The 12,634-nt window shown below is 72.4% G+C and carries 13 protein-coding genes; 6 read left to right on the forward strand and 7 right to left on the reverse strand.

The features are described from left to right. Nucleotide 1 precedes the first annotated feature (1 nt). The 4 genes from ACZ514_RS06060 to ACZ514_RS06075 all read left to right on the forward strand — a co-directional run bounded on the left by ACZ514_RS06060 (nucleotide 2) and on the right by ACZ514_RS06075 (nucleotide 4,244). Nucleotides 2-1,270, forward strand: a complete 1,269-nt coding sequence (locus ACZ514_RS06060; protein ID WP_469124233.1) for a serine hydroxymethyltransferase — start codon at nucleotides 2-4, stop codon at nucleotides 1,268-1,270. 218 nt (nucleotides 1,271-1,488) lie between these two features. Beyond that, nucleotides 1,489-2,502 (forward strand): tryptophan--tRNA ligase, encoded by a 1,014-nt coding sequence (gene trpS, locus ACZ514_RS06065; RefSeq protein WP_468698919.1) that lies wholly within the window; start codon nucleotides 1,489-1,491, stop codon nucleotides 2,500-2,502. Nucleotides 2,503-2,584: 82 nt separating this feature from the next. Then, nucleotides 2,585-3,169 (forward strand): 2'-5' RNA ligase family protein, encoded by a 585-nt coding sequence (locus ACZ514_RS06070; protein WP_468170071.1) that lies wholly within the window; start codon nucleotides 2,585-2,587, stop codon nucleotides 3,167-3,169. A gap of 169 nt (nucleotides 3,170-3,338) precedes the next feature. Next, the gene (locus ACZ514_RS06075; RefSeq protein ID WP_468170068.1) at nucleotides 3,339-4,244 is read left to right on the forward strand and encodes a YhjD/YihY/BrkB family envelope integrity protein; all 906 of its coding nucleotides are present in this window, start codon (nucleotides 3,339-3,341) and stop codon (nucleotides 4,242-4,244) included. Here the strand turns inward: ACZ514_RS06075 and ACZ514_RS06080 are convergent. After that, nucleotides 4,241-5,518 carry a D-alanyl-D-alanine carboxypeptidase family protein gene (locus tag ACZ514_RS06080; protein ID WP_469124234.1) on the reverse strand — a complete coding sequence of 426 codons (1,278 nt, stop codon included), beginning with the start codon at nucleotides 5,516-5,518 and terminating at the stop codon, nucleotides 4,241-4,243. The two genes, ACZ514_RS06075 and ACZ514_RS06080, sit on opposite strands and share 4 nt — an antisense overlap. 121 nt (nucleotides 5,519-5,639) lie before the next feature. Here ACZ514_RS06080 and ACZ514_RS06085 point away from each other — a divergent pair, with 121 nt between their 5' ends. Then, on the forward strand, nucleotides 5,640-5,882 hold the full coding sequence (locus tag ACZ514_RS06085) for an SCO4848 family membrane protein (protein WP_468170062.1): 243 nt from the start codon (nucleotides 5,640-5,642) through the stop codon (nucleotides 5,880-5,882). Continuing rightward, nucleotides 5,879-7,246: a metallophosphoesterase gene (locus ACZ514_RS06090; RefSeq protein WP_469124235.1), complete on the forward strand. Its 1,368-nt coding sequence runs from the start codon at nucleotides 5,879-5,881 to the stop codon at nucleotides 7,244-7,246. Before ACZ514_RS06085 ends, ACZ514_RS06090 begins: the two co-directional genes overlap by 4 nt. A gap of 33 nt (nucleotides 7,247-7,279) precedes the next feature. Here ACZ514_RS06090 and ACZ514_RS06095 read toward each other — a convergent pair whose 3' ends face one another. From ACZ514_RS06095 to sdhA, 6 genes are all read right to left on the reverse strand, one after another. After that, a complete protein-coding gene (locus ACZ514_RS06095) occupies nucleotides 7,280-8,023 on the reverse strand; it encodes a TetR/AcrR family transcriptional regulator (protein WP_469124236.1) in 744 nt (247 codons plus the stop codon). 11 nt (nucleotides 8,024-8,034) lie between these two features. After that, nucleotides 8,035-8,466, reverse strand: coding sequence for a thiol-disulfide oxidoreductase DCC family protein (locus tag ACZ514_RS06100; protein ID WP_469124237.1), 432 nt, complete (start codon nucleotides 8,464-8,466; stop codon nucleotides 8,035-8,037). A 3-nt stretch (nucleotides 8,467-8,469) separates the two neighbouring features. Continuing rightward, nucleotides 8,470-8,889: a hypothetical protein gene (locus ACZ514_RS06105; protein WP_469124238.1), complete on the reverse strand. Its 420-nt coding sequence runs from the start codon at nucleotides 8,887-8,889 to the stop codon at nucleotides 8,470-8,472. 90 nt (nucleotides 8,890-8,979) lie between these two features. After that, the gene (locus ACZ514_RS06110) at nucleotides 8,980-9,933 is read right to left on the reverse strand and encodes a serine hydrolase domain-containing protein (protein ID WP_469124474.1); all 954 of its coding nucleotides are present in this window, start codon (nucleotides 9,931-9,933) and stop codon (nucleotides 8,980-8,982) included. A 172-nt stretch (nucleotides 9,934-10,105) separates the two neighbouring features. Further along, nucleotides 10,106-10,864 (reverse strand): succinate dehydrogenase iron-sulfur subunit, encoded by a 759-nt coding sequence (locus tag ACZ514_RS06115; RefSeq protein WP_388934568.1) that lies wholly within the window; start codon nucleotides 10,862-10,864, stop codon nucleotides 10,106-10,108. Then, a complete protein-coding gene (gene sdhA / locus ACZ514_RS06120; protein ID WP_468170047.1) occupies nucleotides 10,864-12,618 on the reverse strand; it encodes a succinate dehydrogenase flavoprotein subunit in 1,755 nt (584 codons plus the stop codon). The genes ACZ514_RS06115 and sdhA overlap by 1 nt, the downstream gene beginning before the upstream one ends. Between the last annotated feature and the right edge of the window lie 16 nt (nucleotides 12,619-12,634).

Consider the following 12,634-nt stretch of genomic DNA (forward strand, 5'->3'; position numbering starts at 1 on the left):
GATGACCGCGCACCGCCAGCCCGCCCTGTACGCGACCGACCCCGAACTCGCCTCGCTCGTCACCGCCGAGGAGACGCTCCAGGCGGAGACCCTGCGGCTGATCCCCAGCGAGAACTACGTCTCCGCGGCCGTGCTGGAGGCCTCCGGCACCATCCTGCAGAACAAGTACAGCGAGGGCTACCCGGGCCGCCGCTACTACGAGGGCCAGCAGAACATCGACCGGGTCGAGGCCCTCGCCGTCGAGCGGGCCAAGGGCCTGTTCGGGGTGGACCACGCGAACGTCCAGCCCTACTCCGGCTCCCCGGCGAACCTGGCCGTCTACCTGGCCTTCGCGAAGCCCGGCGACACGGTGATGGGCATGGCCCTGCCGATGGGCGGCCACCTGACGCACGGCTGGGGCGTCTCGGCGACGGGCTCCTGGTTCCGCGGCGTCCAGTACGGCGTGCGGCCCGACACCGGGCTCATCGACTACGACGCGGTCCGGGAGCTGGCCCTGGCGGAACGCCCGAAGATCATCTTCTGTGGTGGTACGGCCCTCCCGCGGACCATCGACTTCGCGGCCTTCGCCTCGATCGCGGAGGAGGCGGGGTCGGTGCTGGTCGCGGACGTGGCCCACATCGCCGGCCTGATCGCGGGCGGCGCCCACCCCTCCCCGGCGGGGCACGTGGACGTGATCTCCACGACCACCCACAAGACCCTGCGCGGGCCGCGCGGCGCGATGCTGATGTGCCGCGAGGAGCACGCGAAGGCGATCGACAAGGCGGTCTTCCCGGGCCTCCAGGGCGGCCCGCACAACCAGACGACGGCGGGCATCGCGGTGGCCCTGCACGAGGCCGCGCAGCCGTCCTTCGTCTCGTACGCGCACGCGGTCGTCGCCAACGCGAAGGCGCTGGCCTCCGCCCTGCTGGAGCGCGGCTTCGACCTCGTCTCGGGCGGTACGGACAACCACCTGATCCTGATGGACCTGACCTCGCGGGACGTGCCGGGCAAGGTCGCGGCGAAGGCGCTGGACCGGGCGGGGATCGTCGTCAACTACAACACGGTGCCGTTCGACCCGCGCAAGCCGTTCGACCCGTCGGGCATCCGCATCGGCACGCCGTCGCTGACGTCGCGGGGCCTGGGGGCGGAGCACATGCCGCTGGTGGCGGGCTGGATCTCCCGTGCGGTCGACGCCGCCGCGAAGGGCGACGAGCCGGCCCTGGCCGGGATCCGCTCCGAGGTCGCGGACCTGATGGCCGCCTTCCCGGCCCCCGGCCTGCCGCTCGCCTGACCGGGAGGGCGGGGCGGGGGCCGCGTCCCCCGCCCGCGCCCCCGCGCCCCGCTCCCCGGGGCCTGGCGGGCCGGCCGGCCGGGGGCGGGATCCGGCCACCGGGCACCCGTCCGCGCGGGCCGTCCGGTGCCGCCCCCCGGCCCCGGCCCCGCACCGCACCGGTGGGTTCCGGCCGGTGTGCGGCCGGAGAGCGGCCCCGCACCTGAGAGAATGAGGGCATGGCTTCTGACCGTCCCCGCGCGCTCTCCGGTATCCAGCCCACCTCCGGCTCGTTCCACCTCGGGAACTACCTCGGAGCGATCCGCCAGTACGTCGCCCTCCAGGAGACGCACGACGCCTTCTACATGGTCGTCGACCTGCACGCGATCACCATGCCGCAGGACCCGAAGGACCTCCGCGCGAACACCCGCCTGTCCGCCGCGCAGCTCCTCGCCGCCGGCCTGGACCCCGAACGGTGCACGCTCTTCGTCCAGAGCCATGTCCCAGAGCACGCGCAGCTGGGCTGGGTCATGAACTGCATCACCGGCTTCGGCGAGGCCAGCCGGATGACCCAGTTCAAGGACAAGTCCGCCAAGGGCGGGGTCAACAGCGCCAGCGTCGGCCTGTTCACCTACCCGATCCTCCAGGTCGCCGACATCCTCCTCTACCAGGCGAACGCCGTCCCGGTCGGCGAGGACCAGCGCCAGCACATCGAGCTGACCCGCGACCTGGCGGAGCGCTTCAACCAGCGCTTCGGCCGGACCTTCACCCTCCCCGCCGCGCACATCGTCAAGGAGGTCGCGAAGATCTACGACCTCCAGGACCCGGCGATCAAGATGTCGAAGTCCGCGTCCTCCCCCAAGGGCCTGATCAACCTCCTCGACGAGCCCAAGGTCACCGAGAAGAAGATCAAGAGCGCGGTCACCGACACCGGGTCCGAGATCCGCTTCGACACCGAGAACAAGCCGGGCGTCAGCAACCTGCTCACGATCTACGCCACCCTCACGGGCGAGTCGATCCCGGCCCTGGAGGCCCAGTACGAGGGGAAGGGCTACGGGGCGCTCAAGACCGACCTCGCCGGTGTGATGGTCGATTTCGTCACACCCTTCAAGCAGCGCACCCAGCAGTACCTGGACGACCCGGAGACCCTGGACTCCCTGCTGGCCAAGGGTGCGGAGAAGGCCCGGGCGGTCGCCGCGGAGACCCTGGCGCAGGCCTACGACCGCCTCGGTTTCCTGCCCGCCAAGCACTGACGGACCGACGCCCCTGGCGGCCGAGGGCGTGCTGGCGCCACACTGAGCGGCAGCACCTCGCACACACACCAAGGAGACATACGTGGGGACCGTAACGCTCGGCGTTTCGATCGCGGTCCCGGAGCCGTACGGCCGCCAGCTCCAGCAGCTGCGCGCCGGCTTCGGGGACGCCGCCGCGCACGGCATCCCCACGCACGTCACCCTCGTACCGCCCACCGAGGTGGAGGCGGACCGGCTGCCCGCGGTCCGCGCCCACCTGACGGAGGTCGCGCGGGCCTTCCGGGCCTTCCCGATGCGCCTGGAGGGGACGGGAACCTTCCGCCCCCTCTCGCCGGTCGTCTTCGTCCGGCTCGCCGAGGGCACCCCCGAGTGCACCCGCCTCCAGGGGCAGGTGCGCGACCCCCGCGGGCCGCTCGCCCGCGAGCTGGCCTTCCCGTACCACCCGCACGTCACGGTCGCCCACGGGATCTCCGAGGAGGCGATGGACCGGGCCCACGCCGAGCTGGCCGACTACGCCGCCGGCTGGCTGTGCGAGGGCTTCGCGCTCTACGAGCAGGGCTCGGACGGGGTCTGGCGCAAGCTGCGCGAGTACCCCTTCGGCGCGGGCGCCCCCGGCGTCCCGGCGCAGCCCGCTCCGGTGGGCGACACGGCCGTGCCGCGCTCCTGACGCAGGGGACGCAGGGCCCGGTACGCGCGGAAGCGCAGGCTCCGCAGCAGCAGGGTGTGGAACGGGCGGGCCGGGGGACGATCCGTAGGGCGAAAAGTCACAATCGACGACCGTAGTGCCCGAAAGCGACAATCCCGGCTATTTCCAGCAGCTCATTTACGGTGGCCCCATGGACTGGCTGAAGAAACTCCCGGTGATCGGCCCGGCGGCGTCCGCCGCCATGCGGACCCACGCCTGGCGTTCGTACGAGCGCCTCGACCGGGTGCACTGGACCCGGCTCGCCGCCGCGATCACCTTCATCAGCTTCCTCGCCCTGTTCCCGCTGATCACGGTCGCCGCCGCCGTCGGCGCCGGGCTGCTCAGCCAGGACCAGCTGGACCGGCTCCAGCGCAGCCTCGCCGAACAGGTCCCCGGCATCTCCGACCAGCTCGACCTGGAGGCGCTCGTCGCCAACGCCGGCACCGTCGGCCTCGTCGCCGGCGCCCTCCTCCTCTTCACCGGCATCGGCTGGATCGGCTCCATGCGCGACTGCCTGCGCGCCGTCTGGGAGAAGGACGACGAGGACGAGGGCAACCCCTTCCTGCGCAAGGGCAAGGACGCCCTCGTCCTCCTCGGCCTCGGCGGCGCGGCCCTGGCCTCGGCGGCCGCGTCGATCGTGGGAGCCAGCGCGGTCGGCAAGTCCGCCGAGGTCCTCGGCATCCCGCGCGAGGGCGCCGGCGGGGCACTGCTGCGCGCCGCGGCCTTCCTCGTCGGCGTACTGGCGGCCTTCCTGCTGCTGCTCTACCTGCTCACCCTGCTGCCCGGCGTGGAGCCGCCGCGCGCCCGGCTGATCCAGGCGGCCCTGATCGGCGCGGCGGGCTTCGAGCTGCTGAAGCTGCTGCTCAGCGGCTACATGAGGGAGGTCGCGGCCAAGAGCATGTACGGCGCCTTCGGCGTCCCGATCGCCCTGCTGCTGTGGATCAGCTTCACGGCGCGGCTGCTCCTGTTCTGCGCGGCCTGGACGGCGACCCCCGACGAGGACGCGGACGCGGGCGACGCCGAGGACGCGGGCGACGCCGAAGCGGATCCGGCCTAGCCGCCGCTGCCGGCACCGCCCCCCGGGCCGCGGCGGCCGCGCGGCCAGCGGCGGTTGACCGCGAAGGCCCCGCCCGCCAGGGCGGCCAGCGCCCCGCCCGTGATGCCGAGCGCCGTGCCGAGGCCGCCGCTGCCGGAGGCGCCGCCGCCCGCCGACGGGCCGCCCCTCTCGTGGGACTGGGCCGGAGAACCGTGCGGGGAGGTGTCCGCGCTCTTCGGCGGCACCAGCTCGCCCACCGGCTTGACCTTCCCGGCGGCCTCGAAGCCCCAGTCGAAGAGCTGGGCGGTCTCCTCGTACACCCCGTTCAGCCCGCCGTTGTCCGGGTTCATCACCGTCACCAGCAGCTTCTTGTTCCCGCGCTGGGCGGCGCCCGTGAAGGTCGAGCCGGCCATGGTGGTGGTGCCGTTCTTCACCCCGGCGATGCCCTTGTACGGGCTGATGCCGCCCGCGCCGGTCATCAGCCGGTTGGTGTTCTGGATCTCGAAGTACTCGCGCGGCCTGCCCTCCTCCTGCCTGCCGGGGAACTTCGCCTCGACCGTGCCGCAGTACTCGCGGAAGTCCTGCTTCTGGAGTCCGGAGCGGGCGATGAGCGTGAGGTCGTACGCACTCGACACCTGTTCGGGGGCGTCGTAGCCGTCGGGGGACACCACGTGGGTGTCCAGGGCCTGGAGTTCCTCGGCGTGCGCCTGCATGTCCTTGACGGTCTTCTCGACGCCGCCGTTCATGGCCGACAGGACGTGCACCGCGTCGTTCCCGGAGCGCAGGAACACGCCGAGCCACAGGTCGTGGACGCTGTACTCGTGGTCCTCCTTGACGCCCACCAGGCTGCTGCCGGGGCCGACCCCCTCCATGTCCTCGTCGGTGACCCGGTGCACCCGGTCCTTGGGGAGGCCCGGCAGCACCGTGTCGGCGAAGAGCATCTTCAGGGTGGAGGCCGGCGGCAGCCGCCAGTGGGCGTTGTGCGCCGCGAGGACCTCGCCGGTCTCGGCGTCCGCCACGATCCAGGACCGGCCGCTGAGGTTGGCCGGCAGGGAGGGCGCCCCGGGCAGCGGATTGACCTGGGTGCCCGGCAGCCCGAGGCGGGCGCCGCCGACGGTGGACATCGCGGGGGGCGGCGCCGGGGCGCGCGGTGCCTTGCGGGGCCGCCCCTTCCCGTCGGCCGAGGGGGGCGGCGCCGGCGCGGCGAGCGCGGGCGCGCTCGCGGGTGCCACGAGGACCGCTGGAACCAGCAGTGCGGCGGAAAGGACCGTCAGCGCGGTCTTCTTGGCAGACACGCAGGTGAACGTACATCCCGATGGACTGCCGGGCGCCCGGGGACGGCCAACCGGGCTGAACCACACCCGGTACGGCCCACCCCGGCGCGTCCGTCCTGGGGACGAAACCCATACTGGGGGCATGAAACTCAGCCGTACCGCGTCCTGGTTCCTCGCAGCGTTCGGAGCCTGGTCCTGGGTGATCTGGTCCACGTTCGTCAAGAACCTCTTCCACGACGCCAGCGGTCTGGCTTTCGACGACGGCAGGCCCACGGCCTACTTCTGGGTCCACCTTCTCCTGGCGGTGACGTCGTTTCTCCTGGGGACGGCCGTTGGTGTGATCGGGCTGCGGAGCGTCCTGGCCCTGCGACGGGAATCGCGATGACCGTGGTCGTGGCGACCGTGGCGGTGGTCGCGGTACTGGCGCTGCTCGCGGCGGTCCACCGCTGGCTGTGGGTCCGGCTGGTGCGCGACACCACCCGCGCGGGCGGCCCGGCCCGGAAGGCGGGCACCGTCCTGGCCTTCGCGCTGCCGCTGCTGGCACTGGCGGCACTGACCGCCGGGCGGGCGGGTGCGCCGTTCTGGCTCGAGCGGCTGGTGGCGTGGCCGGGGTACATGTGGCTGGCGGTGCTGCTCTACCTGACGATGGCGATGGCGGTGGCGGAACCGGTCCGCCGCCTGTGGCTCCGCCGGGTTCCGGCGGGCCCGGCCGCCCGGGCGCCGGAGGGGCTCGAACTGGCCTCCGCCGCGGGCGGCCCGGCCGGGGGGACGGCCCAGCCGGCTCCCGGCGCCGCCCCCGACCCGGCTCCGGGCCGGCCCGCCGACCCGACCCCCGGCCAGGCCGCCGCCCCGACCCCCGGGCAGGCCGCAGACCCGACCCCGGGCACGGCCTCCGGCACGGCCTCCGGCCCGGCTCCCGGCGCGGTCGGCCGGCGGGTGTTCGTCGCGCGGGTGCTCGGCGGGGCCGCCGTCGCCGCGGCCGGGGTGACCGTCGGGAACGGCACCCACGGCGTGCTGCGCGGGCCCCGCGTGAAGCGCGTACAGGTGCCGCTGGCCCGGCTGCCCCGCGCCGCGCACGGGTTCCGGATCGCCGTCGTCAGCGACGTCCACCTCGGCCCGGTCCTCGGCCGCGCCCACACCCGCCGCATCGTCGACACCGTCAACCGCACCCAGCCCGACCTCATCGCCATCGTCGGCGACCTCGTGGACGGCGACGTCCGTGACCTCGGGCCCGCCGCCGAACCGCTGCGCGAGCTGAGCGCCCGCCTCGGGAGCTACTTCGTCACCGGCAACCACGAGTACTTCTCCGGCGCCCAGCAGTGGATCGACCACGTCCGCGAACTGGGTCTCGTCCCCCTCGAGAACGCCCGCCGGGAGCTGCCCCACTTCGACCTCGCCGGGGTCAACGACGTCCAGGGCGAGAAGGAGGGCAAGGGCCCCGACTTCCGCGCGGCCCTCGGGGACCGGGACCGCGCGCGGGCCTCCGTGCTCCTCGCCCACCAGCCGGTCGTGATCGACGAGGCCGTGCGCCACGGCGTGGACCTCCAGCTCTCCGGGCACACCCACGGCGGCCAGCTGTGGCCCGGCAAGTACCTGGCCGAGCTGGCGAACCCGACCGTCGCGGGCCTGGAACGCTACGGCGACACCCAGCTGTACGTGTCGCGGGGCGCGGGTGCCTGGGGGCCTCCGGTCCGGGTCGGCGCGCCGTCCGACATCACCGTCGTCGAACTGGCCTCGTACCAGGCCTGACCCCGCGGCCTCCCGGCCGGCCGCCCGGGACCCTCACTCCTCCCCGGAGCGGGCGGAGTGGGGGTCCGCGGTCCGCGTCCCGGCGCGCGAGGCCGCCGTCTGCGCCATGCCCGGCAGGAAGTCCGCGAAGAGTTCGTGCACCTCGCGCACCAGCGGCCGCAGCACCCGGAACCGGGCCAGCACGATGCCGCGCGTGGTCAGCTGCGCCCCGCGCTCGGCGAGCCGGCGGGTCTTCTCGCTGCCGGGCGAGCGGTCGAAGACCCAGTACAGGACCAGGCCCATCTGGGAGAGCCACATCAGTTCCGGCAGGGCGTCGGCCAGTTCGGCGGGCACCTTGGTCTTCGCGCCGGCCAGCACCTCGCGGTGGATGTCGATGGCCGCCTTGCGCGCCGGTTCCGATTCCGCGGAGAACGGGCTGAGCGGACTCTCGGGGTCCGCCGCGTTCTTGAAGAACTGCGAGGCGAACTCGTGGTACGGCTCCGCGATTTCGAGCCAGCTCGTCAGTACGCCGGCGAGCCGCTTCTGGAGATCGCTCTCCTGGTCCAGGATGGGCCGGACCGCAGCCTGGTGGGCCGCGCCGATCCGGTCGTAGAAGCCCTGGACGAGGTGTTCCTTCGACTCGAAGTAGTAGTACGCGTTGCCGACCGAGACCCCCGCCTCCTTGGCGATGCCCCGCATGGTCGTCTTGTCGAAACCGCGTTCCTGGAAGAGCCGGAGCGCGGTTTCGAGAATGAGCGTGCGGGTCTGCTCGCTTTTGGGAGCCTTCTGATCTGTCACGGTGTCCGACTTTATCGGGGTGCCGAGCACTGCTCGTCACAGGCCGGTCCCCCGGGCTCCGCTTCGGACTTGGAACGTACGGCGTGCCGTACGGCGGCGGCCGTGTGCATGGCGGCCCTGGCGAAGGGACGGCCCGCCGGGGTGGCGAGCCATTCGGCCTTCGCGCGGTGCTCGGCCAGGGCCCACAGGCAGACGACGAAGGCGTCCGTCCCGCGCCACAGCTGTCCCGCGTCGCCGACGACGGTGATCTCGCGGAGCGTCTCGGCGTGCGCCAGCCCCGGGAACCGCCGCCACGCCTCGGCGGAGGCGGCCGGCACCAGCCGCAGCGGCACCAGCTGCCGCTGCCGGCCCAGCCAGTTCCGGATGTGGACGCACACGGGGCAGTCGGCGTCGTACAGGACGGTCAGGGACCGGACGCCGTCGGCCCGCACGGCCCGCGCCACGGGTCAGGCCCCGGCCGGCACGGTCCACCCCTGCGGGGGCAGCGGCGGCATCGGCGGCCGCTGCGCGGCCTGCCGCTCCGTGATCCCCCGGCGGCGCATCCGGCTCAGCACCCACACGTTGCCGAGGTGCATGACGCCGAGGACCAGCAGGACGACGCCGAGCTTGACCGACAGGGCCTCGAAGAGCCCCCGGGCTTCGAGTACCGTCTCGCCCGAGCGCAGGTACAGGGTCACGAAGCCGATGTTGACGAGGTAGAAGCCGACCACCAGCAGGTGGTTGACGGCGTCCGCGAGCTTCTCGTTCCCCTGGAGGACGTCGGCGATGAAGACGCGGCCGTTGCGGCTGAGCGTACGGGCGACCCAGACGGTCAGTCCGATGCTGACGAACAGGTAGATGACGTACGCGGCCACGGTGAGGTCCATTGCCCCAGCCCCCCTTGAACGTGTTCAACTCTCTGGCAGGCCTGACTGTAGACCTTTTTTTGAACAGGTTCAAGCCTTCTGTCGCCGCCGTCAGAAGGCCGCACCGGCGATCTTCAGGATGCGGCCCAGCTCGGTCGGGCCGTCCGACTCCTCCCGCGGCCGGCGGTTCGTCGGGTTGAGGGAGTACACCAGTACCCGGCCGCCCCCTTCGCCGGCGAAGACCCCGCTGGTGTAGCCGTTGTACGAGCCCGTCTTGCCCCACACCCAGCGGTCCGGGCCGAGCCGTACGTGCTGGAGGCCGCCCCGGCTGAAGGTGCCGTGCCCCTCGAAGCCGGGGACCGCCTCCGTCAGGAGCCGCCGCTGCGCGGGCGGCAGCAGCCGGCCGTGCAGCAGGGCCGTGAAGAACCGGTCGAGTTCCGGGGCGTTGGAGACCATCCCGCCCTCGGCCCAGGCCCAGGGACTCTGCCGGGAGTTGTCCACCAGCTCCCCGGTGCCGTCGCCGGAGGCGTCCCACAGGGCACGGGTGTGCGGGGCCGGGAGCGACCAGTCGTCCGCGGCGGGGACGTACGTGCGGCGCAGTCCCAGGGGCCGCGCGATCCGGTGCCGCACTTCCTCGGCGTACGTACGGCCGGCCGTCCTCTCGATCACCATGCCGAGCAGGAAGTGGTTCAGGCCGTTGTACTGCTGCCGCGAGCCCGGCACGGGCCGCGGCGCGCCGGCCTCCGCGGCCGCCCGTACCGCGTCGGAGACCGCCGACGCCGGGGTGGTGCCGGGGGAGGGCGGGACCGGCTTGGGCAGGTCGCTGGTGTGGCTGAGCAGCTGCCCGACGGTGATCGGGGCCCACTCGGCGGGGAGGGTGCCCGGCAGGACCCCGTGACCGGGGCGGCGGCGGGCCGCGCGGCGGCGGCCGCCGCGGGCGGGGTGCCCGCGCCGAGGACGGCCAGGGCCACACCGGCGGCGATCAGGGCCGTCCGGGCAAGGCGGGCGTGGCGGGGGGCGGAGTGCGGGGCGTTCGTCATGCCGTGAGCCTGTCGGGAGGAAGATCCCCGGACCACCGGGCCGCCCCTGACCCGTCCCTGACGGGCTCCCGGGTACGCGTAAGGGCCCCGCCCCCGGAGGATGTCCGGGGGCGGGGCCCTGTGCCCGCCGGTGCCGGCCGGGGCCGGGACCGGCGGGCGGGGTCCTGCCCGGCGCCGCGGGCGGCGCCTCGGAAGGATCAGAAGCGGCGGGTGATCAGCGCCCGCTTGACTTCCTGGATCGCCTTCGTGACCTCGATGCCGCGCGGGCACGCGTCGGTGCAGTTGAAGGTCGTGCGGCAGCGCCACACGCCGTCCTTGTCGTTCAGGATCTCCAGCCGCTGCTCGCCGGCCTCGTCACGCGAGTCGAAGATGAAGCGGTGCGCGTTGACGATCGCCGCCGGGCCGAAGTACTGGCCGTCGTTCCAGAACACCGGGCACGAGGAGGTGCACGCGGCGCACAGGATGCACTTGGTGGTGTCGTCGAAGCGCTCGCGGTCCTCGGCGGACTGCAGGCGCTCGCGCGTCGGCTCGTTGCCCTTGGTGACCAGGAACGGCATGACGTCGCGGTACGCCTGGAAGAAGGGCTCCATGTCGACCACGAGGTCCTTCATCACCGTGAGGCCCTTGATGGCCTCGACGGTGATCGGCTTCTCCGGGTTGATGTCCTTGATCAGCGTCTTGCAGGCGAGCCTGTTCTTGCCGTTGATCCGCATCGCGTCGGAGCCGCAGATGCCGTGCGCGCACGAGCGGCGGAAGGTCAGCGTGCCGTCGAGGTCCCACTTGATCTTGTGGAGACCGTCGAGCACGCGCTCCTTCGGGTCGATCTCGATCTGGAAGTCCTGCCACTCCGCCTGGTCGGAGACCTCGGGGTTGAAGCGGCGGATCCGGAAGGTGACCGTGATGTACGGCGAGGCGGCGGCCGCCGCCTCCATCTTGTCCAGGGTCGGGGTGGCCATCAGTACTTACGCTCCATCGGCTGGTAGCGGGTGACGACGACGGGCTTGTAGTCCAGGCGCACGGAGTCCTGGCCGTCGGCGCCGACCTCGCGGTACGCCATGGTGTGGCGCATGAAGTTGACGTCGTCGCGGTTCGGGTAGTCCTCGCGGTAGTGACCGCCGCGGGACTCCTTGCGCGCCAGGGCGGACACGGCCATGACCTCGGCCAGGTCGAGCAGGTTGCCCAGCTCGATGGCCTCCAGCAGGTCCGTGTTGAAACGCTTGCCCTTGTCCTGGACGGACACGTTCTTGTAGCGCTCGCGCAGCTCCGCGATCTTCTCGACCGCGGTCTTGATGGTCTGCTCCGTACGGAAGACCATCACGTTCGCGTCCATCGTCTCCTGGAGCTCCAGGCGCAGATCGGCGACCCGCTCCTTGCCCGTGGAGTTGCGCAGGTGCTCGACGAGGTCGGCCACCTGCTGCGCCGGGTTCTCCGGCAGCTCGACGTAGTCGTTCTCGGCCGCGTACTTGGCCGCCGCGATGCCGGAGCGCTTGCCGAAGACGTTGATGTCCAGCAGCGAGTTGGTGCCCAGGCGGTTGGCGCCGTGCACCGACACGCACGCGACCTCGCCGGCCGCGTACAGGCCGGGGACGACGGTGGTGTTGTCCGCCAGGACCTCACCCTCGACGTTGGTCGGGATGCCGCCCATGGCGTAGTGCGCGGTGGGCTGGATCGGGATCGGGTCCGTGTACGGCTCGATGCCCAGGTAGGTGCGCGCGAACTCGGTGATGTCCGGGAGCTTCGCGTCGAGCTGCTCCGGCGGCAGGTGCGTCAGGTCCAGGTACACGTGGTCGCCGGCGGGACCGCAGCCGCGGCCCTCGCGGATCTCCGTGTAGATGGAGCGCGAGACGACGTCACGGGACGCGAGGTCCTTCATGACCGGCGCGTACTTCTCCATGAAGCGCTCGCCGTCCTTGTTGCGGAGGATGCCGCCCTCACCGCGGGCGCCCTCCGTCAGCAGGATGCCCATGCGCCAGATGCCCGTCGGGTGGAACTGGAAGAACTCCATGTCCTCCAGCGGCAGGCCGCGGCGGTAGCAGGCCGCCTGGCCGTCACCCGTGAGGGTGTGCGCGTTGGAGGTCACCTTGAAGAACTTGCCGGTGCCGCCGGAGGCGTAGATGACGGCCTTCGCCTGGAACACGTGGATCTCGCCGGTGGCGAGCTCGTACGCGACCACACCGGCCGACTTCTTGACGCCGTCCTCCTCGACCAGGAGCTGGTCCAGGACGTAGAACTCGTTGAAGAACTCCACGCCCTCCTTGACGCAGTTCTGGTACAGCGTCTGGAGGATCATGTGGCCGGTGCGGTCCGCGGCGTAGCAGGACCGGCGGACCGGGGCCTCGCCGTGGTTGCGCGAGTGGCCGCCGAAGCGGCGCTGGTCGATCGTGCCGTCCGGGGTGCGGTTGAACGGCAGGCCCATCTTCTCGAGGTCGAGGACCGCGTCGATGGCCTCCTTCGCCAGGATCTCGGCGGCGTCCTGGTCGACCAGGTAGTCACCGCCCTTGACCGTGTCGAAGGTGTGCCACTCCCAGTTGTCGTCCTCCACGTTGGCCAGCGCGGCGGCCATGCCGCCCTGCGCGGCACCCGTGTGGGAGCGGGTGGGGTAGAGCTTCGTCAGCACCGCGGTGCGGCTGCGCTTCGTCGCCTCGATGGCGGCGCGCATGCCCGCGCCACCGGCGCCGACGATGACGGTGTCGTACTTGTGGATCTTCATGAGTCGATTCGCCTCA

The sequence above is a fragment of the Streptomyces sp. NPDC034086 genome (genome assembly GCF_055575515.1).

What these genes read in the sequence shown, in the direction of transcription:
- ACZ514_RS06090 (WP_469124235.1), top strand. Translation starts at nt 5,879, where the DNA reads ATGACCGTGGTCGTGGCGACCGTGGCGGTGGTCGCGGTACTGGCGCTG.
- trpS (WP_468698919.1), top strand. Translation starts at nt 1,489, where the DNA reads ATGGCTTCTGACCGTCCCCGCGCGCTCTCCGGTATCCAGCCCACCTCC.
- ACZ514_RS06075 (WP_468170068.1), top strand. Translation starts at nt 3,339, where the DNA reads ATGGACTGGCTGAAGAAACTCCCGGTGATCGGCCCGGCGGCGTCCGCC.
- ACZ514_RS06105 (WP_469124238.1), bottom strand. Translation starts at nt 8,889, where the DNA reads ATGGACCTCACCGTGGCCGCGTACGTCATCTACCTGTTCGTCAGCATC.
- ACZ514_RS06085 (WP_468170062.1), top strand. Translation starts at nt 5,640, where the DNA reads ATGAAACTCAGCCGTACCGCGTCCTGGTTCCTCGCAGCGTTCGGAGCC.
- sdhA (WP_468170047.1), bottom strand. Translation starts at nt 12,618, where the DNA reads ATGAAGATCCACAAGTACGACACCGTCATCGTCGGCGCCGGTGGCGCG.
- ACZ514_RS06060 (WP_469124233.1), top strand. Translation starts at nt 2, where the DNA reads ATGACCGCGCACCGCCAGCCCGCCCTGTACGCGACCGACCCCGAACTC.
- ACZ514_RS06115 (WP_388934568.1), bottom strand. Translation starts at nt 10,864, where the DNA reads ATGGCCACCCCGACCCTGGACAAGATGGAGGCGGCGGCCGCCGCCTCG.